22 protein-coding genes are annotated in these 24,449 nt (G+C 66.1%); 6 read left to right on the plus strand and 16 right to left on the minus strand.

Going from position 1 to position 24,449, the window contains the following annotated elements; genetic code table 11:
- Window positions 1-5: 5 nt before the first annotated feature.
- The 3 genes from ctaC to PUN51_RS05135 form a co-directional block, all read right to left on the minus strand.
- Entirely contained in the window at window positions 6-878 is an 873-nt protein-coding gene (gene ctaC / locus PUN51_RS05125; protein WP_159631957.1) for an aa3-type cytochrome oxidase subunit II, read from the minus strand.
- 185 nt (window positions 879-1,063) lie between these two features.
- Window positions 1,064-1,450, minus strand: coding sequence for a HesB/IscA family protein (locus PUN51_RS05130; RefSeq protein ID WP_275180141.1), 387 nt, complete (start codon window positions 1,448-1,450; stop codon window positions 1,064-1,066).
- Between the two features lie 183 nt (window positions 1,451-1,633).
- Window positions 1,634-3,091 carry a dipeptidase gene (locus tag PUN51_RS05135; RefSeq protein WP_275180142.1) on the minus strand — a complete coding sequence of 486 codons (1,458 nt, stop codon included), beginning with the start codon at window positions 3,089-3,091 and terminating at the stop codon, window positions 1,634-1,636.
- Window positions 3,092-3,183: 92 nt separating this feature from the next.
- Here PUN51_RS05135 and PUN51_RS05140 point away from each other — a divergent pair, with 92 nt between their 5' ends.
- Window positions 3,184-3,786: a DUF3043 domain-containing protein gene (locus PUN51_RS05140; protein WP_159631954.1), complete on the plus strand. Its 603-nt coding sequence runs from the start codon at window positions 3,184-3,186 to the stop codon at window positions 3,784-3,786.
- Window positions 3,787-3,884: 98 nt separating this feature from the next.
- Here the strand turns inward: PUN51_RS05140 and PUN51_RS05145 are convergent, their stop codons facing one another.
- Window positions 3,885-4,955 carry a quinone-dependent dihydroorotate dehydrogenase gene (locus tag PUN51_RS05145; protein WP_275180143.1) on the minus strand — a complete coding sequence of 357 codons (1,071 nt, stop codon included), beginning with the start codon at window positions 4,953-4,955 and terminating at the stop codon, window positions 3,885-3,887.
- Window positions 4,956-5,048: 93 nt separating this feature from the next.
- Between PUN51_RS05145 and PUN51_RS05150 the strand changes: the two genes are divergently transcribed.
- Window positions 5,049-6,014: an alpha/beta hydrolase gene (locus PUN51_RS05150; protein ID WP_275180144.1), complete on the plus strand. Its 966-nt coding sequence runs from the start codon at window positions 5,049-5,051 to the stop codon at window positions 6,012-6,014.
- Here the strand turns inward: PUN51_RS05150 and PUN51_RS05155 are convergent.
- The 3 genes from PUN51_RS05155 to leuA all read right to left on the minus strand — a co-directional run bounded on the left by PUN51_RS05155 (window position 6,011) and on the right by leuA (window position 9,430).
- Entirely contained in the window at window positions 6,011-6,850 is an 840-nt protein-coding gene (locus PUN51_RS05155) for an isoprenyl transferase (protein WP_275180145.1), read from the minus strand. The two genes, PUN51_RS05150 and PUN51_RS05155, sit on opposite strands and share 4 nt — an antisense overlap.
- 2 nt (window positions 6,851-6,852) lie before the next feature.
- On the minus strand, window positions 6,853-7,605 hold the full coding sequence (recO, locus tag PUN51_RS05160) for a DNA repair protein RecO (RefSeq protein WP_159631950.1): 753 nt from the start codon (window positions 7,603-7,605) through the stop codon (window positions 6,853-6,855).
- Window positions 7,606-7,690: 85 nt separating this feature from the next.
- The gene (gene leuA / locus PUN51_RS05165; RefSeq protein WP_275180147.1) at window positions 7,691-9,430 is read right to left on the minus strand and encodes a 2-isopropylmalate synthase; all 1,740 of its coding nucleotides are present in this window, start codon (window positions 9,428-9,430) and stop codon (window positions 7,691-7,693) included.
- A gap of 253 nt (window positions 9,431-9,683) precedes the next feature.
- Between leuA and PUN51_RS05170 the strand changes: the two genes are divergently transcribed.
- Window positions 9,684-11,636 (plus strand): M13 family metallopeptidase, encoded by a 1,953-nt coding sequence (locus PUN51_RS05170; protein WP_275180148.1) that lies wholly within the window; start codon window positions 9,684-9,686, stop codon window positions 11,634-11,636.
- Window positions 11,637-11,718: 82 nt separating this feature from the next.
- Here PUN51_RS05170 and PUN51_RS05175 read toward each other — a convergent pair whose 3' ends face one another.
- The 5 genes from PUN51_RS05175 to PUN51_RS05195 all read right to left on the minus strand — a co-directional run bounded on the left by PUN51_RS05175 (window position 11,719) and on the right by PUN51_RS05195 (window position 17,232).
- Complete coding sequence (locus tag PUN51_RS05175) at window positions 11,719-13,305, minus strand: LCP family protein (protein ID WP_224026124.1); 1,587 nt, start codon at window positions 13,303-13,305, stop codon at window positions 11,719-11,721.
- A 97-nt stretch (window positions 13,306-13,402) separates the two neighbouring features.
- Window positions 13,403-14,362, minus strand: a complete 960-nt coding sequence (gene era / locus PUN51_RS05180) for a GTPase Era (protein WP_159631946.1) — start codon at window positions 14,360-14,362, stop codon at window positions 13,403-13,405.
- Window positions 14,346-15,677: a hemolysin family protein gene (locus PUN51_RS05185; protein ID WP_275180149.1), complete on the minus strand. Its 1,332-nt coding sequence runs from the start codon at window positions 15,675-15,677 to the stop codon at window positions 14,346-14,348. Before PUN51_RS05185 ends, era begins: the two co-directional genes overlap by 17 nt.
- Window positions 15,674-16,147, minus strand: a complete 474-nt coding sequence (gene ybeY, locus PUN51_RS05190; protein ID WP_159631944.1) for an rRNA maturation RNase YbeY — start codon at window positions 16,145-16,147, stop codon at window positions 15,674-15,676. Before ybeY ends, PUN51_RS05185 begins: the two co-directional genes overlap by 4 nt.
- Entirely contained in the window at window positions 16,144-17,232 is a 1,089-nt protein-coding gene (locus PUN51_RS05195) for a PhoH family protein (RefSeq protein WP_159635493.1), read from the minus strand. The genes ybeY and PUN51_RS05195 overlap by 4 nt, the downstream gene beginning before the upstream one ends.
- A 442-nt stretch (window positions 17,233-17,674) precedes the next feature.
- On the opposite strand from PUN51_RS05195, the gene PUN51_RS05200 reads away from it, so the two are divergent.
- Window positions 17,675-18,592, plus strand: coding sequence for a GerMN domain-containing protein (locus PUN51_RS05200; protein WP_275180152.1), 918 nt, complete (start codon window positions 17,675-17,677; stop codon window positions 18,590-18,592).
- Here PUN51_RS05200 and PUN51_RS05205 read toward each other — a convergent pair.
- From PUN51_RS05205 to hrcA, 3 genes are all read right to left on the minus strand, one after another.
- Window positions 18,585-19,358 (minus strand): 16S rRNA (uracil(1498)-N(3))-methyltransferase, encoded by a 774-nt coding sequence (locus tag PUN51_RS05205; RefSeq protein WP_275180153.1) that lies wholly within the window; start codon window positions 19,356-19,358, stop codon window positions 18,585-18,587. The genes PUN51_RS05200 and PUN51_RS05205 overlap by 8 nt on opposite strands.
- A 2-nt stretch (window positions 19,359-19,360) precedes the next feature.
- Window positions 19,361-20,488 carry a molecular chaperone DnaJ gene (dnaJ, locus tag PUN51_RS05210; protein WP_224026128.1) on the minus strand — a complete coding sequence of 376 codons (1,128 nt, stop codon included), beginning with the start codon at window positions 20,486-20,488 and terminating at the stop codon, window positions 19,361-19,363.
- An 88-nt stretch (window positions 20,489-20,576) separates the two neighbouring features.
- Window positions 20,577-21,590 (minus strand): heat-inducible transcriptional repressor HrcA, encoded by a 1,014-nt coding sequence (gene hrcA, locus PUN51_RS05215; RefSeq protein ID WP_224026129.1) that lies wholly within the window; start codon window positions 21,588-21,590, stop codon window positions 20,577-20,579.
- 171 nt (window positions 21,591-21,761) lie between these two features.
- Between hrcA and PUN51_RS05220 the strand changes: the two genes are divergently transcribed.
- Entirely contained in the window at window positions 21,762-22,613 is an 852-nt protein-coding gene (locus PUN51_RS05220; RefSeq protein WP_159631939.1) for a DUF3097 domain-containing protein, read from the plus strand.
- Window positions 22,614-22,732: 119 nt separating this feature from the next.
- Window positions 22,733-23,143, plus strand: a complete 411-nt coding sequence (locus PUN51_RS05225; RefSeq protein WP_141941485.1) for a DUF4870 domain-containing protein — start codon at window positions 22,733-22,735, stop codon at window positions 23,141-23,143.
- Window positions 23,144-23,202: 59 nt separating this feature from the next.
- On the opposite strand, the gene hemW is transcribed toward PUN51_RS05225, so the two are convergent.
- Window positions 23,203-24,432, minus strand: a complete 1,230-nt coding sequence (gene hemW / locus PUN51_RS05230) for a radical SAM family heme chaperone HemW (protein WP_275180154.1) — start codon at window positions 24,430-24,432, stop codon at window positions 23,203-23,205.
- Between the last annotated feature and the right edge of the window lie 17 nt (window positions 24,433-24,449).

The raw sequence follows: 24,449 nt of genomic DNA on the forward strand, positions 1-24,449 counted from the left end.
TCCCCTTACTTGGTTTCGTTCAGGTTCGGGTTGCGGTCGTACTCCACGCCGAGCAGGCCGGTGTTGCCTTCAGCCTTGAGCTGGTCCATGTGGGCCTGGAATTCAGATTCCGACACCACCTTGACGCGGAACAGCATTTCGGAGTGGTACTCGCCGCAGAGTTCGGCACACTTACCGTCGTAGGTGCCCTCTTTAGTGGGGGTGAACCGGATGTAGTTGGTCTTGCCGGGAATCATGTCGCGCTTCTGCAGGAAGGCGGGAACCCAGAAGGAGTGGATGACATCGCGGGCGTTGAGCTCGAGGTCAACGGACTTGTTCACCGGCAGGTACAGCGTGGGGAGCTGTTCCTTGTCGATGGTGTTGCCGGTGAGGTGCGCCTGGACGCCGGCCTCGTGGAGGTCTTCCTGGATGACATCGCCGGACTTGTAGTTGAAGTCCCAGGCCCACTGCTTGCCGCGGACGTCCACGACGACGTCGGCAGGCTGTGAGCGGTCATCGATGGCCTGCTGGTCACGGTCCGTGAAGTAGAAGAACACCAGGACCATGAAGATCGGGATGGTGAGGTAGAAGACTTCCAGCGGAAGGTTGAAGCTGGTCTGCCGCGGGAAGCCCACGGTTCCCTTGCGACGCCGGTAAGCGACCACGCACCAGATGATCAGGCCCCACGTGATGGCGCCGACCACGAGCGCAGCAATCCATGAGTTGACCCAGAGGTCCATGATGCGGTCGGTGTTGCTGGTGGTGCCACGTTCAGTGGGCATCCACCCTTTCTCTACCTCTGGCGAACATCCGGTCAAAACCAACGCGCCGGCTATAGCCAAGCTTGAGATCGTGGTGATCGTTTTGCGTCGGCTGCCGGTTCGGTTCTGCGAACTCACAGACGGCCCTTCCTACTTGTTGCTGTTGTCCGGGCAGCCATCGGCGCTCCGGGCACAAAAAAGTTTTACTACTCGGTGTAGAGCTTACCGCTCCCCCGGGCGTTTCGCCCACATGTCGGCGCCGAGCCCCCGTGCCGTTTTATGCGGCAGGAAGCCCGGCGCCGACATCAGGCGAAATAACCGGCCTAGTGGAATGAATCGCCGCAGGCGCACGAGCCGCCGGCGTTCGGATTGTCGATGGTGAAGCCCTGCTTCGAGATGGTGTCCTCGAAGTCGATGCTTGCGCCGCTCAGGTACGGCACGCTCATTTTGTCGATGACGACCTCGACTCCGTCAAAGTCGCGGACGGCGTCTCCGTCAAGGAGCCGCTCGTCGAAGTAGAGCTGGTAGATCAACCCTGAGCATCCGCCGGGCTGCACGGCCACGCGCAGGCGCAGGTCCGTGCGGCCTTCCTGCTCGAGGAGGCTGCGGACCTTGCCGGCGGCGACGTCGGTCAGGTTGACCTCGTGAACGGGCAGTTCGTCGCTGGCCACGGTGGTGGCGGTGCTGTTTTCGTTGGTTGAGGTGCTCATTGGCCTACCTTCTTAGGACGGTCTGGCGGCGTCGCCGTAACGGCGCCTGCCCCTACAAATACGGTATGGGCTATAGCTACATGCTACGCGCGGCAGTCCTGTAGCTCTAACTCCTGGCGTAACCGTCAAAGCACGCCGGTTGTTCCCTGGAAGCAGGGCGGCCGCCCGCACGCCGAAAGCTGCTCACTCCCCTGCGGTGAGGCCCTCGCTGTTCAACCGGGCCAGCATGAGCGCCTCCGCCAGAATGGCATTGCGGAAGTCACCGATGTGCAGCGACTCATTGGCACTGTGGGCCCGCGAGTCCGGGTCCTCCACGCCTGTAACCAGGATCTGCGCGTTGGGATACAGGTCGGTGAGGTCGGCAATGAAGGGGATGGACCCGCCAATGCCGGTTTCCACGGCCGGAACCCCCCAGGCCTCCCCCAGTGCCCACATGGCCACCGTTGCCGCGGCGGATGACGTATCGGTCTGGAAGGGGTTGCCCGCCTCCCCCGGCGTGAAGACCACCTTTGCACCGAAGGGCGCGTTGGCCTCGACGTGCCTGCGCACCGCTTCCATGGCCTCGGCGGGAACCTGGCCCGGCGCCAGCCGCAGGCTGAACTTTGCCCGCGCACGTGGAAGCAGTGTGTTGGATGCCACGTCCACGGCGGGGGCATCGAAGCCGATGATTGACAGCGCCGGCTTGGTCCACAGCCGCGAGGCGATACTTCCCGTTCCGGCAAGGCGGACGCCGTCGAGTACGGACGCGTCGGCCCGGTAGTCCGCCTCCGGCATCTCGACGGCAGCCGTGTCGGTGGCCACCAGCCCTTCGATGGCAACGTTTCCGTCGGCGTCGTGAAGTGTGGCAATCAGGCGGGACAGCAGGGTGGGCGCATCCAGGACCGGCCCTCCGTACATGCCGGAGTGCACCGCATGGTCAAGTACCTGCACCTCGATGGTGCCGTCCACCAGGCCGCGAAGGCTGGTGGTCAGGGCCGGTATCCCGACTTTCCAGTTGCTGGAGTCAGCCACCACAATGACGTCGGCCCGCAGCAGTTCACGGTTCGCCTCCAGGAACGTCCGGAATGTGGGTGACCCCGCTTCTTCCTCGCCTTCGATGAAGAACGTCACGCCCAGCCCCAACGAGCCGGCGACGACCTCGGCAACGGCGGCGTATGCGGCGACGTGGGCCATGATCCCGGCCTTGTCGTCCGCGGCGCCCCGGCCGTAAAGGCGTCCGTCTTTTTCGACGGCGGTGAAGGGCTCCGTTTCCCACAGGGATTCGTCGCCCACCGGCTGGACGTCATGATGGGCGTACAGCAGGACGGTGGGTTTTCCTTCGGCGGCAGGACGGCGGGCGACGACGGCCGGCCCACCGGGCGTACCGTCGGCTTTGTCCACGGTCAGCACCTGGACCTCTCCGATCCCGGCACCCCGAAGGAGTTCCGCGACGGCCTCGGCGCTTCGCTCCAGGGGGGTGCGCTCAAAGCTGGGCCAGGCAATCCCGGGGATGGCAACGAGCTCCTTGAGCCGTGCAAGTGTCTGGTCGAAGGAACGGTCTACCGCTGAACGAAGATCTTCCGTCCTTCCGGTAGCTTCAGGGCCTGGTCCTGCCGTGGTGGTGGTGGTGCTGTGCGGGGTTGCCGCGGGTGATGGAGTCATGGCCAAAACATTACCCCCGTCACATTCGGGTGCCGGCCGGGGCAGGCGCGGAAGCAAGCAGCGGGCACGCCGCTGCAAGGTATTCTGGTCAGGTGTTCGGACGTAGAAAAGAAGCGCCCTCGGCGCAGGAAACCATAGACCAGCAGGCAGCGGAGGCAGCGGCGCGGCAGAACAGTGTGGCGGGCAAGGGCGCCCCGACCCCCACGCGGAAGGCCCAGGAGGCCGCCCGCAAGCGGCCGCTGGTGCCCGAGGACCGCAAGGCCTCCAAGGCCGCCGAACGCCAGGCCGTGCAGGACCAGCGCCTTAAGATGCGCCGGGCCCTGGACACCGGTGACGAGAAGTTCCTGCCGCTGCGCGACAAGGGGCCCCAGAAACGCTTCGCCCGCGACTTCGTGGACGCGCGTTTCAATCTCGGGGAATACCTGATGTTCGGTGCGTTGGTGTTCGTGCTGGTGTCCCTGGTGGTCCCGGCTTCCAGCGACATGATGATCTACGTCCTTGGCGCTTTCTGGGTCATGTTCCTGGCGGTCTTCGTGGACGTCTTCATTCTGTCCCGCAAGCTCCGCAAGCGCCTGGCGGAAAAGTTCGGGCAGGTGGAGGGCGGCACCGTCTGGTACGGTTCCATGCGGTCCCTGCAGTTCCGGAAGCTGCGGCTGCCCAAGCCCCAGGTCCAGCGCGGACAGTACCCGGCCTGACCCCACAAAATTAAACAACAGACACCCCGGCGGAAATACCGCCGGGGTGTCTGGTTTAAAGCGCCTTCCCCGTCACGGGAGGCATCCGGCAGGGCGCGTCAGGACCGCCACGTCCGCGCAAGCTGCTTGTTGATCCGGGCTGCCCAGAACGGGCCCTCGTAGAGGAAAGCGGTGTAACCCTGCACCAGGGTCGCGCCGGCGTCGAGCCTGTCCTGGACATCCCGGGCCGACTCCACGCCGCCCACCGACACGAGGGCCAGGGCGTCGCCGGTGGCGTGCTTGAGCCGCTTCAGCACCTCGAGGGAACGCTCCTTCAGGGGAGCGCCGGACAAGCCGCCTGCGCCGCATTTCTCCACCTCTTCGGCCGGCGAGGACAGTCCTGCGCGGGCGATCGTGGTGTTGGTGGCAATGATGCCGTCCAGTTTCAGGTCCAGGGCAAGGCGCGCCACGTCGTCGATGTCCTCGTCGCTGAGGTCGGGTGCGATCTTTACCAGCAGCGGTACGTGGCGTCCGGCGGCGCGGTCAGCTTCCTGTCCAACGGCGGTCAGCAGCGGACGGAGCGTTTCCACGTCCTGGAGCAACCGCAGTCCCGGGGTGTTGGGAGAACTGACGTTGACCACCAGGTAGTCGGCGGCAGGCGCCAGGCTGCGGGCGCTCACCAGGTAGTCGTCCACGGCGTCGGCAAGTTCCACCACCTTGGTTTTGCCGATGTTGACGCCGATGACCGGACGCACCGCCGGGTAGCGGCGCTGAAGCGCGGCCCGCGCGGCCTTAAGCCTGGGCGCAACGGCCGACGCGCCGTCGTTATTGAAGCCCATCCGGTTGATGACGGCCCGGTCCTGGACCAGGCGGAACAGCCGCGGCTTTTCATTGCCCGGCTGTGCCTGCCCGGTGATGGTGCCCACTTCAATGTGCCCGAATCCAAGATCGGTGAGCGCCTCGATACCGTGCCCTTCCTTGTCAAAGCCGGCAGCCAACCCGAACGGCGACGGGAAAGTGACGCCAAAAGCGGTGGTCTGCAGGGACGGAGCAGGGGCGGTCAGCTTCTGCAGGACCCGTCCGGCGCCCGACGCATGCGCGAGACGGATGCCCTTGAATCCGATCTTGTGGGCGCGCTCGGCGTCCATCCATGAAAAGGCCAGCCTGAAGAAAGTGGGATAAACGCGCATGCCTCCAGTTTCCCGTCTCCGGGGGCGCCACACCAAAACGGAGAAGCTGCCCCACGGGCGGCGTGCCCCGGCGCGCCGGTCTAGCATGAGGTCATGCAGTGGCAGCAGGACATCCTGGGCGCGGATTTCGAGTCCCACACCTTCGCGGCCGCCGGCCCCGACGGGGTGGCACGGACGGCAACCCTGGTCCGGCTCCGGCCGGATCCGGACAGCCGCGTCGCCGACGGCCACCGCCGTGCCGTGCTTTTCCTGCACGGCTGGAGCGATTATTTCTTCAACGTGGACCTGGCGCGGTTTTGGGCCTCGGCCGGTTACGACTTCTACGCACTGGACATGCACAACCACGGACGGAGCCTGCGCCCGGAGGCTCCGGGCGGTTATGTGGCGGACCTCGCCGCCTACGACGCCGAAATCGAAGAAGCAGCCCGCATCATCCGCCTGGAGGGCGCGCCCGGACCTTTGGCGCTGATGGGCCATTCCACCGGCGGGCTGGTGGCGGCCCTGTGGAGCAGCGGGCATCCGGAAGCCGTTTCACTGCTGATCCTGAACAGCCCCTGGCTGGAGATGCACGGGAGTTCGCTGGTGCGGCGCGCCGCGTCCAGCATGGTCCGTCCCGTGGCCCGCTTCCGCCCGCAGGCGGTTCTCCGGCTCCCGGAGCGAGGCCACTACTGGCGCACCATCAGCAGCGCGGCCGACGGCGAGTGGCCGGTTGATGAGCGGTACCGGCCCCGCATGGCATTCCCGGTGCGCGCAGGCTGGCTGCGGGCGGTACTCGCCGGGCATGCCCGGGTGGCCCGCGGCCTGGAAATCGAGGCGCCGATTCTGGTCCTGCTCTCCAAGGGAAGCGCGAACGGCCTGCTCTGGTCCGAGGAAATGCGCCGCACCGATGCCGTCCTGGATGTGAATATCATCGGTACCCGCGCACTCACGCTGGGCCGCACGGTGACCATCGAGCGGATTGACGGTGCCCTGCACGACGTCTTCCTCTCGCCGGAGCCGATCCGCACCGATGCCTATTCGCGGCTGGCCCGGTGGCTGCGGGCCTATGGGCAGGGCTAACCCGCCTGGGGATCCGCCGGTGCAGCGGCTGCATCAACGGCACCGCCATACCGGCGGTCCCGCCTGGCATATTCTTCGACGGCGGCCCAGAGGGTCCGCCGGTCAACATCCGGCCACAGCGTGTCCATGAAGACGAACTCCGCATACGCGGACTGCCAGAGCAGGAAGTTGGACAGCCTCTGCTCCCCCGAACTGCGCAGGAAAAGGTCGACGTCGGGAAGATCGGGCTCATCCAGGTACTTCTGGATGGTCCGCTCGGTGATGGCGCCCGGCTTCAGCCTGCCGGCCGCCACGTCTTCGGCAATCGCGGACACGGCGTCGGTGATCTCGGCCCGGCCGCCGTAATTAACACACATGGTCAAATTACAGGTGGTATTTGCCACCGTGAACTGCTCGGCCTCCTCCAGCTCCCGGATGACTGAACCCCAGAGGCGCGGCCGGCGACCGGCCCAGCGTACCCGGACACCCCAGTCGTCCAGCTGGTTCCGCTGCCTTCGAAGCACGTCCTTGTTAAATCCCATCAGGAAGCGCACCTCCTCCGGTGAACGCCGCCAGTTTTCCGTGGAGAACGCATAGACGCTGACATATTCGATGCCCAGTTCGATGGCTCCTGCCATGACATCGAGCAGCGCGGGCTCCCCCGCCTTGTGCCCCTCGATCCGCGGCAGCCCGCGCTGGTTGGCCCAGCGGCCGTTGCCGTCCATGACGATTGCCACATGCCGGGGGATGAACTCAGCCGGGATGGACGGTGCCACCGCACCGGAAGGATGCGGGTAAGGGGCCACCACGGGGTGGGTACGCTTCCGGGGGGCGTTGTTCTTTTTTCCCAGGGCCACTGTCAGCTACGCTCCACATGTTTGAGGGACTTCAATACTCGTTCCAGATGCCACTGCAGGTAAGCGGCCACCAGGCCGGCGGCCTCCTTGCGGTGCTGCGGCAAGGACGCGTCCGCGGTGCTCCAGTCCCCGGTCAGCAGGGCCGCCAGCAGGACCACGGTTTCGGCTGCGGGGGCCGGTGACCCGGGCGGCCGGCACTGTGCACAGACCATGCCGCCCAGAGGCGCGGAGAACGCCGTGTGCGGGCCCGGCATGCCGCAGCGGGAGCAGTCGGTGAAGCTGGGGGCCCAGCCGCCGGTGGCCAGGGCGCGCAGCAGGTAGGAGTCCAGAATGAGGCCCGCCGCATGCTCGTCACGGCTCAGCGCAGCGAGGGCTCCCACCAGCAGGTTGTACTGCGCGGTGCCGGCCTCGCCGTCCACGTCCGTCAGTTTCTCGGCGGTCTCCGTCATGGCGGCGGCAACCGTGTACCTGCCGTAATCCGCGGCGATGCTTCCGCCGTAGGCGCCTTTGGCGACGGCCTGCGTGACGATGTCCAGCGTGCGGCCGGAGACCAGTTGCAGGTCTGCCACCATGAAGGGTTCAAGCCGGGCACCGAAGCGGCTGCTGGTGCGGCGCACACCCTTGGCGACGGCGCGGACCTGTCCATGGTGCTTCGTCAGGAGGGTGATGATCCTGTCCGCCTCGCCCAGCTTGTGGGTACGGAGCACCACGGCGTCGTCCCGGTAGGCCCGGGAGGCAAAAGACTGTTGGACCACGTTCTATCTTCCCATCCTGCCCGGCGGCGCGCTGCCACGCCACGGGGGTGCCGCCGGTTGGTCCCGGCGGCACCACCTGCAGGTATCAGGCCCGGGCATCCCGGATGGCACGGTTGACCGCCGAGATGACGGCCTTGAGGGACGACATGCTGGTGTTCGCGTCGATGCCGACACCCCACAGGACCCGCTCCCCCACGGCGCATTCGACATAAGCAGCCGCCGCGGCGTTGCCGCCTTCAGACAGCGCGTGCTCGCTGTAGTCCAGCACCCGCACGTCCACGCCGTCCTCGTGGAGGATGTTCAGCAGTGCGGCGATGGGACCGTTGCCCGTGCCGGTACGGCTGACCTGGGCACCGTCGATGGTGAGTGCGGCGTGAAGCGTCATGCCGCCGTCGGCGTCCGTTTCCGTCTTGACCCCGCCCAGGGAGTAGCGTCCCCACTGCCCTTCGGACTGGCCGGACGGCAGGTATTCGTCCTGGAAGATCTGCCACAGCTGTGCTCCGCTGACCTCGCCGCCCACGGTGTCGGTGCGGCGCTGGATAACGCCGGAGAACTCGATTTGTGCGCGGCGCGGCAGGTCCAGGCTGTGCTCGTTCTTGAGCAGGTAGGCCACACCGCCCTTGCCGGACTGCGAGTTCACGCGGATGACGGCCTCATAGCTGCGGCCCAGGTCCTTGGGGTCAACCGGCAGGTACGGAACCTGCCAAGTGAAGTCGTCCACGGCCTTGCCTGCAGCGGCGGCGTCGCGCTCCAGGGCTTCGAAGCCCTTCTTGATCGCATCCTGGTGGGAACCCGAGAATGCGGTGAATACCAGGTCGCCACCGTACGGCGAACGCTCCGGTACCGGCAGCTGGTTGCAGTACTCAACGGTCCGGCGGACGTCGTCGATGTTGGAGAAGTCGATCATGGGATCGATGCCCTGGACGAACATGTTCAGGCCCAGGGTGACCAGGTCCACGTTTCCGGTCCGTTCACCGTTTCCGAACAGGCAGCCTTCAATGCGGTCGGCGCCGGCCATGTAGCCCAGCTCGGCGGCAGCCACCCCGGTTCCGCGGTCGTTGTGCGGGTGCAGCGAGAGGATGATGCCTTCGCGCGGGTGCAGGTGCCGGCTCATCCACTCGATGGAATCGGCGTAGACGTTGGGGGTGGCCATTTCCACTGTGGCCGGCAGGTTGATGATCACCTGGCGGTCGGCGGAGGCTTCGAACACATCGGCCACCGCGTTGCAGACCCGGACGGCGTACTCGAGTTCGGTACCGGTAAAGGACTCCGGCGAGTACTCGTAGGTCACGTGGGTGTCCGCGAGCGTTTCCTCATACTTCTTGCACAGGCGGGCACCCTGCAGGGCGATGTCCAGGATGCCGTCTTCGTCCTGGTTGAACACGACGCGCCGCTGCAACACGGACGTGGAGTTGTAGAGGTGGACGATGGCCTGCTTGGCGCCGACGAGGGACTCGTAGGTCCGCTCGATCAGGTGTTCCCGGGCCTGGGTCAGGACCTGGATCGTGACGTCATCCGGGATGTGGTTGCCCTCGATGAGCTGGCGGACAAAGTCGAAGTCCGTCTGCGATGCCGACGGGAACCCGACCTCGATCTCCTTGTAGCCCATGCGGACCAGCAGGTCGAACATCTTCATCTTGCGGGCGGGGCTCATGGGGTCGATCAGTGCCTGGTTGCCGTCGCGCAGGTCAACGGCACACCAGCGCGGGGCCTTGGTAATCACCTTGTCCGGCCAGGTGCGGTCCGGCAGCTCGACTTTGATCTGGTCCTGGAACGGCGTGTACCGGTGGGCGGGCATTCCTGAGGGCTTCTGTGCGTTTCGCATGATGTTCGTGGCCTTTTCTATCGATCTTCAGTGAAAGGGTGGCCGGGCAACACAAACTCCGCAGCGAGGGTGGGCCGTGCGCTAGATAGCGTCTGTGGCCTCGCCGCGGCAGCTAAGGAGAAGGAGCTCTGCACGCACACTTTGAGGGTAACACGGGTGCGTAAGATGAAAGGGCACTACCGTCCGTAAAGTCCAGCATGCAGACGCCTTCCGGTGTTCCGCCCGGCAGCAGCGTCCCAGCAAAGGAGTTGCAGTGCCCATTTCGGGGATCGATCTTTCCACCATTGATCACACAGTCCGGCCGCAGGATGACCTCTACCAGCACGTCAACGGCGCGTGGCTGAAGGCCACCGAGATTCCGGATGACCGGCCCTTGGAGGGCACCTTCACCGCCCTGCGTGACGGGTCCGAGATCGCCGTCCGGGACATCATCTATGAAGCGTCGGCCAAAGGCGACGACGCCACGGGGATCGAGCGGAAGATCGGCGGGCTGTACAACAGCTTCATGGACGAAGCCACCGTTGAGGGCAAGGGCATGGAGCCCATCCGCGGGCGGCTCGCGGAGGTTTTTGCCACGGCCTCGGTCCCGGAACTCATTGCCCTGGCGGGCCGGTTGTTCCGCGCGGACGTGGGCGGGTTGTTCTATATCTATCCCGCCCCTGATGCGGGCAACCCCGACCGGGTCCTGCTGTACACCGGGCAGGGCGGCCTGGGCCTGCCCGACGAGTCCTACTACCGGGAAGAGAAGTTCGCCCCGATCGTCGCCGCCTACACGGCGCACGTGGAGAAGATGTTTGAACTGGCCGGCCTGGCGGATCCGAAGGGCGCCGCGGAGCGCGTGGTCGGGCTGGAGACAAGGCTCGCATCCCACCACTGGGACAACGTCACCCTCCGGGATCCGCAGAAGACCTACAACCTGAAGACGGCAGACGAAGCCACCGCACTCTTCCCCCTCTTCGCCACCTGGTTCGAGGCCGCGGGAATCGACGCTGGCAAGCGCACGGAAATCGTCGTCAGCACCCCCGACTTCTTTGCCGGCGCCGCCGGGCTCCTGGACGAAGTACCGGTGGCCACCTGGCAGGAGTGGCTGGCCATGCGCGTCGTCAGCGCGGCGGCGCCGTACCTGTCCTCCGGGTTCGTGGATGCCAACTTCGCGTTCTACGGCACCACCATCAGCGGCACGCCCCGCAACAAGGACCGGTGGAAGCGCGGAGTGGCTGTCGTCGAGGCCGGACTCGGGGAGGCCGTCGGCCAGATCTACGTGGCCCGGCACTTCCCCGAGTCCCACAAGGCACGGATGCAGACCCTGGTGGCGAACCTCATCGAGGCGTACCGCCGCAGCATCAATGACGTCAGCTGGATGGGCCAGGACACCAAAGCCGAGGCCCTGCGCAAGCTGGAGGCGTTCCGCGCGAAGATCGGCTACCCGGACGAGTGGATCGATTACTCGGCCGTGGAGATCGACCCCGACGACCTGCTGGGCAATGTGGAGCGCGCGCACAATGCCGACGTCGACCGTCACCTTGAGGAGGTGGGCAAGCCGGTGGACCGGAACAAGTGGCTGATGACGCCGCAGACGGTCAACGCCTATTACCACCCCATGATGAATGAAATTGTGTTCCCCGCGGCCATCCTGCAGCCGCCGTTCTTCACCGCCGACGCCGACGACGCCGTGAACTACGGTGGGATTGGGGCCGTGATCGGCCACGAGATCGGACACGGCTTTGATGACCAGGGTTCACAGTTCGACGGCGGCGGGGCCCTTCGCAACTGGTGGACGGAGCAGGACCGCCAGGCCTTCGAGGCGCTGACGGCCCGCCTGGTGGCACAGTTCGATGCGCTCTCCCCCACGGCCGCGCCCGGGCACCACGTCAACGGCCGGCTCACGCTCGGCGAGAACATCGGCGACCTGGCAGGGCTGACCATCGCCTACAAGGCATACCGGATCAGCCTGGACGGCAAGGAGCCGGAGGTTCTTGACGGCCTGACCGGGGAACAGCGCTTTTTCGCGTCCTGGGCAGCTGGGTGGCGGCAGGTCATCCGGCAGGAGGAGGCCATCCGGCGGCTTGCCACCGATCCCCACTCCCCCAACGAATTCCGGACCAACGCCATCGCGAAAAACCTCGACCCGTTCCACGAGGCATTCGATGTTACCGAGGACGACGGAATGTGGATGCCCCCCGCTGAGCGCGTGAGCATCTGGTAGCTGAACAGCAAAAATGGGCCCCGCCATTGGCGGGGCCCATTTTGTTGCGGAACAGATTTGTCCGTGCAGGGAAGACCGGCTGTTACTGCCGCACGATCAGGTCAGGATTCGCCTGCTGGCACACCTTGTCCCCTGCCGTCTGGTTCACAATGTCCTGGGGCAAAGCCGCGGCGGCTCCGCCTCCTGCCCCAAAGGCAGTGCCGGTGGTGAAGTCGCTGCCGACGTACACCTGCACGCCTGCCACGCCCGGAGCAGGGATCATGAGGGTGGCCGGAATTCCCAGCAGCGCCGCCACATCGGCAGCAACGTCGGCAAAGCCATTGCCGTAATACACCGCGGTCTTGGCCACCGGCTGCGCGAGGAACTGGCCGGTCTGGGCGAAGCCGCCTGCGACCAGCGCCTGGACAAGCTCCTGGGCACGGCCGTTGATGCCACTTCCGTTGGCGACGGTCACGGGCTGGATCGCTTTGTTGTAGGGCGGCACGGGCGTCGCCGTCTCAGTGGGGGCAGGAGGTGCTGCCGTTTCGCTGGGCGACGGTGTGGTGGGCGCGGTGGGATCCGTCAGGTCCACATTCTTGCGCATTGCCGAAAAGAGCTGCGCACCTGCGGGTTCTGCGATGACCAGCCTGTTGGGGTCCACGGGCGCCGGTGTGGTGGGCACCGCGACAAATGCCACCTTGCTGATGTCGATGTCCTTGAGCCGGTTGCCGATGGTCAGCAGCGTGGGAACGGACGCAAGACCGTTGTCCACTGTCAGGTTCTGGGTCACGACGTCGGCGATCTTCAGCATTTTCGCGGGGTCGGAGAGGGTCCCGTCGTCCTTGATCTTTCGGGTCAACGATGAGAGGAAGCCCTGCTGCGCCTTGATGCGGCCCAGGTCGCCGCCGTCGGCAAAGGCATGACGTGTGCGCAGGTAGGCAAGTGCCATTTCGCCCTGGACGGACGACGTTCCGGCAGGCAGCCGCAGCCGGGAGTCGGGATCGTACACCGCGTCGCTGATGCACACATCCACCCCGCCCACGGCGTTGGACAGTTCCTTCACGGCGTTGAAGTCGGCCATCATGAAGTGGTCAACCTGCATGCCGGTGAGCTTGTTGACCGTGTCCACGGCGCAGCCGATGCCGGCCTCGCTCATGGCCTCATTGATCATCACGCCGGTGCGGGCAGGGTAGTCCTTGTTGGTCTTCCTGTCCTTGCAGTCCGGAATGTCCACCAGGAGGTCCCGGGGAAAGCTGATGACGTTGACCCGCTTGTTGTCCTCGGAGATGTCCATCAGCATCATGACGTCCGACTTGCCGTAGCCGGTGGAATCGTCGGCGGTTCCGTACTCTGAGTTCTTCCCGTCCCGGGTGTCCGAGCCGAGGATCAGGATCTGCAGGCGTCCGGTGGCATCGTTCCCCGGGGACTCGGTGCTTTCGCCGCCGGCGTTCAGCGGGGCCTTGGAGATGTTGTTCTGGAGCCGGAAGAACCAGAACCCGGCGAACGCGGCAGCCGCCACCAGGACCAGGGCCACCACGCCGGTGACGGCCTTCAGCCACAGGGGCATGCTGCGCAGGGGGCCAAGGTGCCGTGCGGCACCGACGTCATGGCTGTCCGCGTGACGGGACGCCGGTCCCGGTCCGGCTGACAAGTCAGCCTCGTTGTCGCGGTTATCGCGGCCTCGACCCACGTGGTGAACCTTCCTCTAAAAACGAAATCCGGTCCATTTTAGTGGTCCAGTCTGGAGAACATGCCGGGAACGCCCCAGGGCGGAGCGTTTGTACGGGTCAGAAACCCAGTTTGACCAGCTGTTTCGGGTCGCGCTGCCAGTCCTTTGCCACCTTGACGTGGAGGTCGAGGTAGATGCGCGTGCCCAGGAGGGCTTCGATGCCCTTGCGGGCGTTGGTGCCGACTTCCCGCAGCCGGGCCCCGCCCTTGCCAATGATGATGGCTTTCTGGGAGGGACGCTCGACGTAGAGGTTGACGCGCACGTCCAGGAGGGGGTTGTCGTCCGGCCGGTCCTCCCGGGGGACAATTTCCTCCACCACGACGGCGAGGGAGTGCGGGAGCTCGTCCCGGACCCCTTCCAGGGCTGCTTCGCGGATCAGTTCAGCCACCATTACGGCTTCGGGTTCGTCGGTCAGTTCCCCGTCCGGATACAGGGGAGGCGACGGCGGCATGTGGCTGATCAGCACGTCGGCGACCGTTTCCACCTGGAAACCGTCGGCAGCGGAAACGGGAACGATGTCCTTCCAGCCGTCCTCGCCCATCACCTCGCGGCCGAGCGCCGCCACGGCAAGGAGCTGTTCGGTGAGCGCCTGCTTGTCCACCAGGTCAGCCTTGGTGACGATGGCGATCACAGGTTTGCGGCCGACGGCGGCAAGCTGCGCGGCGATGAACTTGTCACCGGGTCCGATCTTCTCGTTGGCAGGCAGGCAGAATCCGATGGCGTCCACCTCGGCGAGGGTGTCTGCCACGAGGTCGTTCAGGCGCTTGCCGAGCAGGGTCCGGGGACGGTGCAGGCCCGGTGTGTCCACCAGGATCAGCTGGGCGTCGTCGCGGTGGACGATGCCGCGGATGGTGTGCCGCGTGGTCTGCGGTTTGGCCGAGGTGATGGCCACCTTCTTGCCCACCAGTGCGTTGGTCAGGGTGGACTTGCCCGCGTTGGGCCTGCCGACCAGGACGGAAAAACCGGCGCGGAAACCGCCAAAGTCGTCCGGTTCGGCAGCCTTATTTTTCTTGCTCACGTGGAACTCCCTGCTGGGTTGCTTCGGCCTCTTCCAGGAAGCCTTCAAGGTCAGTCTCTACTCTTGGTACGGGTGCCGCAATGATGTGGCTGACCCGGTTCCGCCGGCCTTCCAGCCGGTCCGCCCGCAGCGATACGCCCTGCACGTCCACGCTGCTGCCCACGATGGGAACGCGGCCCAGCGCCTTGGCGAGGAGGCCACCCACGGTGTCCACCTCGTCGTCGTCGATCTCCAGGTCGAACAGCTCGCCCAGGTCGTCGATGCCCATCCGGGCGCTGACCCGGTAGGAGCCGTCTCCCAGGGCCACGGCTTCGGCGCTCTCGGTATCGTATTCGTCCACGATCTCGCCCACGATCTCCTCGATCAGGTCTTCGAGGGTCACCAGGCCGGCAGTGCCGCCGTACTCGTCGATCACGATGGCTACGTGCGTGGACTCCTTTTGCAGTTCGCGCAGGAGGTCGCTGACGGGTTTCGACTCCGGCACGTAGCGGACCTCGCGGGCCAGCGACTCCACCAGGGGCGGCGCCTGGTCCGCTCCCAGCTGGTGGATGACGGCCGCAACGTCCTTGAGGTAGACGATGCCGAGGATGTGGTCGGTGTTCTCGTTGATGACCGGGATCCGCGAGTATCCCGAGCGCAGGAACAGGGACATGGCCTGGTGGAGGCTTGAGCCGGCGTCGATGCTGACGATGTCCGTCCTGGGAACCATGACGGCGCGCACCAGGGTGTCCCCAAAGTCGAAGACCGACTGGATCATCTCGGCTTCGGTGTCCTCGATCATGTCGGACTCACTGGCCCGGTCCACGAGTTCCCGGAACTCCTGTTCACTGAAGAACGCGTCGTCACCTCCGGGCGCACCGGGAGCCGCGGAGCTCCCCAGGGCCACGAGCCATCCTGGAATGGGCCCCAGCACGCTGGTGAGGAACCGGACCATCGGTGCGGTGAAGCGGACCACCGCGGTGGAGTGCAGCCTGCCGAGCTGCCTGGGTGAAACACCCACGATCACGAACCCCAGGAGGGCCATGATGCCGGTGGCCACCAGGCCGGCGACCCAGACGTTGTCCAGCAGGCTGGCGATCAGGACGGCGACGGCAACGGCCGAGGCCATCTCAAACCAGACGCGCCAGAAGCGGAGGGCCCGGGTGTGGGCAACAGGTTCCGCAAGGATGCGGCGCATGGCGGTGCCGCGGCTCCTGTGGAGCGCCTGTTCAGCGTCGTGCCGGGGAAGGAAACTGAAGGCGGCCTCGGCCGCTGTCAGCAGGGCCGCGACGGCAAGGAAAACCAGTGCCACCGCGACCAGGAGCAGTTGCGTCACTGGGTCGTCTCGGCAGGTGCTTCTTTGCCGGTGAAGCCGGACAGGAGTTCCCGCTGGAGCCCGAACATCTCCGCCTTCTCTTCCGGTTCGGCATGGTCGTAGCCCAGCAGGTGAAGGATTCCATGCGTGGTGAGCAGCAGCATCTCGTCCTGCAGCGAGTGGCCCGCGTTCCGGGCCTGCACCGTGGCCACCTGCGGGCAAATGGCGATGTCGCCCAGCATGCCCTGGGGCGTGGGCCGGTCAGGGGTCCCTGGAGTCAGCTCGTCCATGGGAACCGAGAGCACGTCCGTGGCTCCCGGTTCGTCCATCAGCTCGATGTGCAGCTTCTCCATGGCCGGTTCATCCACCAGGAGGATGGAGAGTTCAGCCTGCGGATGGATGTAGAGCTGCTCAAAAATGTACCGCGACAGGGCCACGAGCCCCGACTCATCCACCTGGACGCCGGACTCGTTGTTCACCTCTATGCTCACGCGTGTTCCCCCCGTTTTTCGCGGCTTGCTGAATGTTTGACGCGGTTCCGCTGGGCTTCATCCCAGATGCTGTAGGCGTTGACGATGTCGCCAACAAGCCTGTGCCGCACAACGTCGGCGGCATCCAGAACAGAGAAGTTGACGCCCTCGATGCCCTGCAGGATTTCTTCGACGATCCGCAGCCCGGAACGCGTTCCGAAGGGCAGGTCCACCTGGGTGACGTCTCCGGTGACCACCATCCTGGATCCGAACCCGAGCCGGGTGAGGAACATCTTCATCTGTTCCGGCGTGGTGTTCTGGGCCTCGTCAAGGATGATGAAGGCGTCGTTGAGGGTGCGGCCGCGCATGTAGGCAAGGGGCGCCACCTCGATGGTGCCGGCCGCCATGAGCCGCGGGATGGATTCCGGGTCCATCATGTCGTGCAGGGCGTCGTAGAGCGGGCGCAGGTAGGGATCGATCTTGTCGCTGAGCGTGCCGGGCAGGAACCCGAGCCGCTCCCCCGCCTCCACCGCAGGGCGCGTCAGGATGATCCGGCTGACCTCTTTCTGCTGGAGTGCCTGGACGGCTTTCGCCATGGCGAGATAGGTCTTGCCGGTGCCGGCCGGGCCGATGCCGAAGATGACCGTGTTGGCATCGATGGCGTCAACGTAGTTCTTTTGGTTCAGCGTCTTGGGCCTGATGGTCCTGCCACGGCTGGAGAGGATGTCGTGGGTGAGCACATCCACGGGATTCTGGAGTGACTGGGTGCGCAGGAGGGCAACCAGCTGCTGCAGCACCGCGGGCGTGATGACCGTGCCCCGGGCCACCAGGCCACGGACTTCCTGGAGGAGCCGCATGATGCGGGGAACGTCACTGACGGGGCCGCTGATGGACAGTTCGTTGCCACGGGCATGGAAGTTGACGTCCGGGAACTGCTCTTCGATGAACCGCAGCGCCTCGTCATGGCTGCCGAGCGACTGAACCATTTGGTCGGAGTTCTCAAAGAGGACTACTTCGGTCCGGATGCCAGGCAGGGAGTGCGGGAATTCCCCCGGACTGCCGTCGCCCGTGTTGAGCCGGCGCTTACCATTTGCTGATTCAGTCATGGTGCTGGCCCGCAGGCCCGTGGTCCCCTCGAAGATCGACATCATTTGTTTGCTTCGGCTGATGCCGGCGCCCCTTGCACGGTGCTCCTTGCCCAGCGATCCCTTTATCTTACGCCAGCAGCCGCCCCGACTGGGCACTGGAACGCAGACCAGGCGGGTCACCCCGCTGCGCGCGGCACCGGCCCCTCAGCCAGGGAAGTGGACCCGCAAACGGGTAAGAATGCCGCGTTAGGTATCAACTTCATATCGGCCTCATATCGTTCCCGTTGCAGTTGCGGCCGGGGAGGCCAAAGAGCGGCTGGAGGCACCCTCCCCTGTGCAATGCTGGAAATCCAGCGTCTGCTGGAACGCCAGGCCGCCAGGGGGATCGGCCCGCCACGCCAGGAAAGGACTAGGCAGGACAGTGCCGGAAACCTCTGTGCCCGAACGGGCAGGACGACCGATGGGCCGAGTGCGCCCTGCCGTCCTCGCAGGAATCCTGGTGCTCGTTCCCGCCCTTGCAGCCTGCACCGCCGAGAACGGACCAACGCCCTCCGTCACCTCCGCCTCAGTACCGGCCACAGGCGGCACCATGCCGGACGCGCCAGCCACCAGCGCCCCGCTGGAAACCACCCAGTCCTCCAATAAGGCCCCGGTGTACTGGATTGGCCGCAGCGGAGGGAACATCTTCCTCTACCGTGAGTTCCGGGACGTTCCGGAACAGGAGAACCCGGTGACACGGGCACTGCGCGCCATGATGTCGGAGAAGCCGCTGGACCCCGACTTCTTTACGCCGTGGCAGAACCCGGACAAACTTGCCACCTCCATCTCGGGCAAGGACATCATCACGGTCGACGTCTCGGCCGACGCCTTCAACAGCAACCTCGACGCCGACATGGCCGCCCGCGCCATCCAACAGCTGATCTACACGGCAACCGCTGCCGCTGCCAGTTCGGGCCTGATCGACACAGGGCAGCAGGTCCGGGTGCGGATCCTCGTGGACGGCCACACGGACTATGTCGCGTTCGGAAAAGTCCAGCTGGGCGCACTGATGACCCGGGCAGCCGGGCTGGTGGCGCCGGTGTGGATCATTGATCCGCAGGAAAGCACCGAGGAACCTGCCGGCAGCGTAAAGATCACCGGGCGCAGCACGTCGCCGGGAGCAAAGCTCCGCTGGCAGATCCTGCAGTCCGGGGACGGCGGCAGCAAGGCCCCGTTCCTGACCGGTGAAACCACGGCCGGCGCCGGGCAGGGGCAGGCGGGCGTCTTTACGCTGGCACTGACCTTGCCGGCCGGCGACTATGAGCTCCGGGTGGCGCAGGCAGGGTCCGGCGGGGAGCCGGACCGCAACGAGGACACCAGGTCCTTCAAGGTCAGGTAGCCGTCCACCGGCCAAGGATGTCGCTTGCAAGCACGACGGCGGCAGGCCCGGCCGTGGAGGACCGCAGGACGTGGTGCCCCAACAGGGCGGTCACAGCGCCTTTGTCGCAGAGTTTCGTTACTTCCCGCGGGCTGATTCCGCCCTCCGGGCCGACGATCAGCAGGACTTCCCGGATTCCGTCGTGCCCACTCCCCTGCCACGCTTCCAGGACGGTGCGCAGCGGACGCACGGCATCTTCGTGGAGGATGACGGCCAGGTCTGCACCCTCCACGGCGGCGGAAAGCCCGGCAGTATCGACGGCGGCCCGGACCTCGGGGATCCAGGCGCGCCGCGCCTGCTTGGCGGCGGCGGCCACGGTGGACTCCCACTTGGCGTGGGCGCGGGCGGCCCTGTCACCTTTCCAGCGCACAATGGACCGCTCCGACTGCCAGGGTATGACAGCATCGATGCCCAGCTCGGTGGCCGTTTCAATGGCCAGTTCGTCGCGGTCGCCCTTGGCCAGGGCCTGAACCAGCACCAGACGGACGTCCGGCCTGTCTTCCATTGCCAGTGCGCCGCACTCCACTTCAAGTCCCGTGGGCGCGGCGGAGGAGACCGTGCCGCTCATGCGCGCGCCGGCGCCGTCGACAATGTCCACCGCCTCGCCCGGAGACAGGCGTTTGACGGTGACTGCATGCCGGGCCTCCGCCCCTTCGAGGACAAAGAGCTGGCCGGGCACCATGCCCGCCAGTGAACCGGCGGAGGTGAAGAAGACGGGGTTGCTCACCGCTACAGGTTACCGAGCCGGTCCCGGAGCTTGGCGAACATGCCGCCGCTGGCGGCGAGCTTGCCCTCGGTGATCTGTTCGCCGCGGAGCTTGGCGAGCTGCCGGAGGAGGTCCTCCTGTGCCGGGTCGAGCTTGGCCGGAGTGTCCACCTGGAGGTGGACCTTCAGGTCCCCGCGGCCGTATCCCCGCAGGTGCGTGACACCCAGGCCACGCAGGGTGATGATCTCGCCGGACTGTGTTCCGGGCTTGACGTCGATGTCCTGGGTACCGTCGAACGTTTCCAGGCTGACGTCCGTGCCCAGTGCAGCCGCCGTCATGGGGATGTGCAGGGTGGCGTGGAGGTCATCGCCTTCCCGCACGTAGGTGGCGTCATTGTTGACGCGGATTTCCACATACAGGTCACCGGTCGGTCCGCCTGCAGGTCCGGCTTCGCCCTGCCCGGCGAGCTGGATCCGGGTTCCGGTGGCCACACCGGCGGGAACCTTGATGGTCAGCGACCGCCGGCTGCGGATACGGCCCTGGCCGCTGCACTCGTTGCAGGGATCCTTGATGACCGTGCCGAAACCTTCGCAGGTGCCGCAGGGGGCGGCCGTCATGACCTGGCCCAGGATGGAACGCACGGCCCGCTGGACCTGGCCGCTGCCGCCGCAGATGTCGCAGCGCTCGGGGTGGGTGCCGGGCCGGCAGCAGGATCCGTCACAGGTGGGGCAGACCACGGCAGTATCCACTTCGAGCTTCTTGTTCACGCCGAACACGGCGTCGCGGAGGTCGATCCGGACGCTGATGAGGGCGTCCTGGCCGCGGCGGACGCGGGAAGCCGGGCCGGAGGTGCCACCGGCGCCGAAGAAGGTGTCGAAGATGTCCTGGAAAGCAAAGCCCTGGCCCGCGTAACCGGCACCGCCGAAGCCGTTGTCCGTGCCGTTCTCGTTGCCTGTGGTGTCGTAGATCCTCCGCTTTTGGGGGTCGGAAAGGACCTCGTAGGCGTGAGTTACTGCCTTGAAGCGTTCTGAAGCGTCCGCACCGGGGTTTACATCCGGGTGAAGGGTGCGGGCCAGTTTGCGGTAGGCCTTTTTGATCTCTTCGCCCGTAGCTTCGGGTGAGACTCCAAGGACGTCATAGTGGCTGCTCAAAGTTCGTATCTCTTCCTTGTTGTACTGCGTTCAGTTTGGGCGGCCCCGCTCTGTGTTCCGGTCCGGAAAAGGCTCCGGCGGCGAAGAGTCAGGGCCCCAAAATCCTGGAAAGGTAGCGGGCCACAGCCCTGACGGCGGCCATGGTGGTGGGATAGTCCATCCTGGTTGGGCCGAGGATCCCTACCTTCGCGGCGCTGTCCGGGCCGTAGCCGGTGGCCACGACGGAGGCTTCGGCAAGGCCGTCATAAGGGTTTTCCCTTCCGATACTGACGGCGACTCCGCGGTGGTCCTGGGCCATTTCGCTCAACAGCCGCAGCATCACCACCTGTTCCTCCAGTGCCTCGAGCACGGGGCCGATGCTGAGGGGGAAGTCCACGTTGGACCTGGCCAGGTTCGCTGTCCCGGCCATGACCATCCGGTCCTCCCTGGTGTTTTGCGCCAGCCCCTCGAGGCCAAGTGCCAGGGCGTGCGCGGCCTGGCACTGGCCGTGCGCGGTGCCGGCCACGACGGCGGGGAGCGCCTTGGCCAGCTGGCTGAGCGGAGTTCCGGCGAGTGCGGCAAGGAAGCGGGTACGGAGCGCGGCCAGGGCGTCGTCGCCAAGGTCCTGGCCGACGTCGATGACCCGCTGCTCCACCTTGCCGCTGTTGGCAATCAGCACCACCAGCACCTTACGGGGGGCCAGGAGCACGAACTCGATGTGGCGCACCAGTGCCTTGCTGAGGTGCGGATACTGGACCACAGCCACCTGGTTGGTCAGCTGCGACAGCAGCCGGACGGTGCGGTCCAGGACGTCGTCGAGGTCGTCTGCGCCTTCCAGGAGGGACTGGATGGCCCGGCGCTCCGCTGCCGACAGGGGCTTGACGGCCGAGATCTGGTCGACAAAGAGCCGGTAGCCCTTGTCCGTGGGAATCCGGCCTGCACTGGTGTGCGGGGCCGTGATCAATCCCTCGTCTTCAAGGGCCGCCATGTCATTGCGGATGGTTGCACTCGAAACGCCAAGATGATGCCGTTCGACCAATGCCTTTGACCCGACCGGTTCGCGGGAGTGGACGTAGTCCTCCACGATGGCCCGCAGCACTTCCAGTTTGCGTGGCTCGCTCACTCTCCACCTCCATCCATGGTCCGGGGCGCATGCCCCGCCAGGCGCCACCACTGTTAGCACTCGACATGCCTAAGTGCTAACAGTCTATTATGCCTCGGCCCGTTGTTAGCATTGGTACCGCTCCGGGCGAAATTCCGGTGCGGAGGACCTAGCGCTAGGCGGATTGAATCCATGGATTACCAAAACTGGGGGCCCCGCGGCATTTCCGCCCCGGCCAAGGCGGAATTGCCCGAGGTGCCGGTGGAGCGGGGCATGGTGCTCGAGGATGTCCAGTCGGGCTGGGTAGGCGCCGTCACCCGGGTGGAAAAGTCCGGCGGCATGCACGTCGTGGCGCTGGAGGACCGCCGAGGGAAGTCCCGGTCCTTCAAGCTCGGCTTCGGTTTCCTCCTTGAGGGCCGCCCCATCCGGCTGATGCCTCCCGCCGCCCGGCCGGCAGCCTCCGGCCCCGCCGCCGGCAGGACAGCCTCAGGCTCCGTCCGGGTCGCCGGCCAGCGGGCCCAGGTCGCCAAGGCAAGCCGAATCTGGGTGGAAGGCAAGCACGACGCCGAACTGGTGGAAAAGGTCTGGGGAGACGACCTTCGGGTGGAAGGCATCGTCGTCGAACCCCTGCACGGCATTGACGACCTCACCGCTGCAGTTGCCGCCTTCAAACCGGGGCCGGGCCGTCGCCTCGGCGTGCTCGTTGACCACCTCGTCCCTGACTCCAAAGAGTCCCGGATAGCCGACGCCGTCATGGCATCCCCCGGCGCGGCCGGAAATGTCCTGATCGTGGGCCATCCCTATGTGGACGTCTGGCAGGCAATCCGGCCCGCGGTCCTCGGGATCGACAAATGGCCTGCCGTGCCGCGCGGACAGGATTGGAAGACCGGAATCCTGAAGGCCTTTGGCTGGCCGCACGCCACCAAGGAGGACATCGGGCTGGGGTGGCAGAAACTGCTGGGCGCGGTCCGTACCTATGCGGACCTGGAAGCGTCGCTGCTGGGGCGGGTTGAGGAAGTCATCGACTTCCTCACCGTCCCCTGAAGGCCGGGCCCCGGCCCGGGAGCCAGTATTCTTGGTAGTGCAGCGCCTTTTCCGAAGGCCGCTGCACACCGCGCCCGTACATGAAGTCAGCACCACTTGCACCTCCGAAGGAACAGACTGTGGCAGAAAACGCACGTGATCACAGGGACGGCCAGGGCCGTTCCGAGTACCATGGCGTCCCCGCCAATGCGCTGCCGCTCACGGCCAGCGAAGACCGCCAATGGGCCACGCTCGCGCATTTCGGCGGGATACTGGGGTGCGTCCCCTCGCTGCTGATCTACCTGATCTTCCGTGACCGCGGCCCGTTCACCGCGCAGGAATCCAAAGAAGCGCTGAACTTCAGCCTGCCGCCCACCATCGCCGCCGTGCTGGCCAACATCCTGGTGTTCATCCCTTATGTGGGAAACATCTTCGCGGTCATCGCCACCCTGATCTGGGTGGCGCTCACCTGCTTCTCCGTGGCAGCAGGGATCCACGTCAACAAGGGCCAGCCGCACCGCTACCAGTACAACCTGCGCTGGATTAAGTAGCCGCGCCTCCCCGCGGGGCCACCGGCCCCGCGGTACGGGCCCGACGGACGTGGGTACAGTCAGTCGGGCAGGATACGGCGGACTACCGCGTCCGCCAGGAGCCTGCCCTTGAGCGTGAGGACCAGGCGGCCCTGGAAGGCAGCGGCAGGTTCCACCAGGCCGTCCGCAATCAGGCCGGCTATTTGGTGCCGTCCGGCTGCGCTTAGAGTGGAGACTTCAAGCCCTAACTGCAGGCGCGCCTCCAGCATCACCCGCTCCAGGTTCCTGGTGTCGGCATCCAGGGTCTCCCTGCCCGCCGCAGGCGACAGGCCCTGGGACAGGCGGTTCGCGTAAGCGGACGGGTGCTTCACGTTCCACCAGCGCACCCCGCCCACGTGGGAGTGCGCGCCGGGGCCGATGCCCCACCAGTCGTCGCCACGCCAGTAGGCCAGGTTGTGGCGGCACGCGTGCTCCGGGCTCCGCGCCCAGTTGCTGACCTCATACCAGCCGAGCCCGGCTTCGGTGATGAGCTGGTCGGCGAGTTCGTACTTGTCGGCGTGGTCGTCGTCGTCAATTCCCGGCACCTCGCCGCGGCGCATCTGCGCGGCCAGCTTGGTCCCGTCCTCGACAATCAGGGCGTAGGCGCTGATGTGGTCCGGCTGGTAGGAGAGGGCAGTCTCCAGGGAGTGGCGCCAGTCCGCCAGCGACTCCCCCGGCGTGCCGTAAATCAGGTCCAGGCTGACATCCAGCCCGGCCTCCCGCGCCCACTGCACCACCTGCGGAACGCGGCTGGGCGTGTGGGTGCGGTCCAGGACCTTGAGCACATGCGGAACGGCGGACTGCATGCCGAAAGAAATCCTGGTGAAGCCCGCCTCCTTGAGGACGGCGAGGGATTCGGGGGTGACCGAATCGGGGTTGGCTTCGGTGGTGACCTCGGCTCCGTCCTCGATGCCCCACTGGTCAATGGCAGCGCGAAGGATCAGGGCGAGGTCATCTGCCGGCAGCAGGGTGGGCGTGCCGCCGCCGAAAAAGACAGTGCCGAGCTTCCGCTCCGGCAGCCCTGACCGTGCCATCACGGTGCCGGCCAGGGACACTTCCGACACGGCGGTTTGGGCGTAGGCATCCTGTGACGCGCCGCCGCCCAGTTCCGTGGCGGTGTAGGTGTTGAAATCGCAGTACCCGCAGCGCACGGCGCAGAACGGGATGTGGACGTACAGGCCAAAGGCCCGGGCCGCCGCACCGTCTGCTGCCTGCGCAGGCAGCAGACCGTCCGACGGCGCCGGGTCGCCGAGGGGAAGAACGCTGGGCATCAGCGGGTCCCCTGCTG

It is taken from the genome of Arthrobacter sp. NQ4 (genome assembly GCF_029077345.1).
Taxonomy (GTDB): Bacteria; Actinomycetota; Actinomycetes; order Actinomycetales; family Micrococcaceae; genus Arthrobacter.

Excerpts from the sequence above, each read along its gene's own strand:
- PUN51_RS05150 (WP_275180144.1), top strand. The coding sequence starts at position 5,049 with ATGCAGTGGCAGCAGGACATCCTGGGCGCGGATTTCGAGTCCCACACC.
- PUN51_RS05130 (WP_275180141.1), bottom strand. The coding sequence starts at position 1,450 with ATGAGCACCTCAACCAACGAAAACAGCACCGCCACCACCGTGGCCAGC.
- PUN51_RS05135 (WP_275180142.1), bottom strand. The coding sequence starts at position 3,091 with ATGACTCCATCACCCGCGGCAACCCCGCACAGCACCACCACCACCACG.
- PUN51_RS05220 (WP_159631939.1), top strand. The coding sequence starts at position 21,762 with ATGGATTACCAAAACTGGGGGCCCCGCGGCATTTCCGCCCCGGCCAAG.
- PUN51_RS05200 (WP_275180152.1), top strand. The coding sequence starts at position 17,675 with ATGGGCCGAGTGCGCCCTGCCGTCCTCGCAGGAATCCTGGTGCTCGTT.
- PUN51_RS05195 (WP_159635493.1), bottom strand. The coding sequence starts at position 17,232 with ATGACTGAATCAGCAAATGGTAAGCGCCGGCTCAACACGGGCGACGGC.
- PUN51_RS05145 (WP_275180143.1), bottom strand. The coding sequence starts at position 4,955 with ATGCGCGTTTATCCCACTTTCTTCAGGCTGGCCTTTTCATGGATGGAC.
- hemW (WP_275180154.1), bottom strand. The coding sequence starts at position 24,432 with ATGCCCAGCGTTCTTCCCCTCGGCGACCCGGCGCCGTCGGACGGTCTG.
- leuA (WP_275180147.1), bottom strand. The coding sequence starts at position 9,430 with ATGCGAAACGCACAGAAGCCCTCAGGAATGCCCGCCCACCGGTACACG.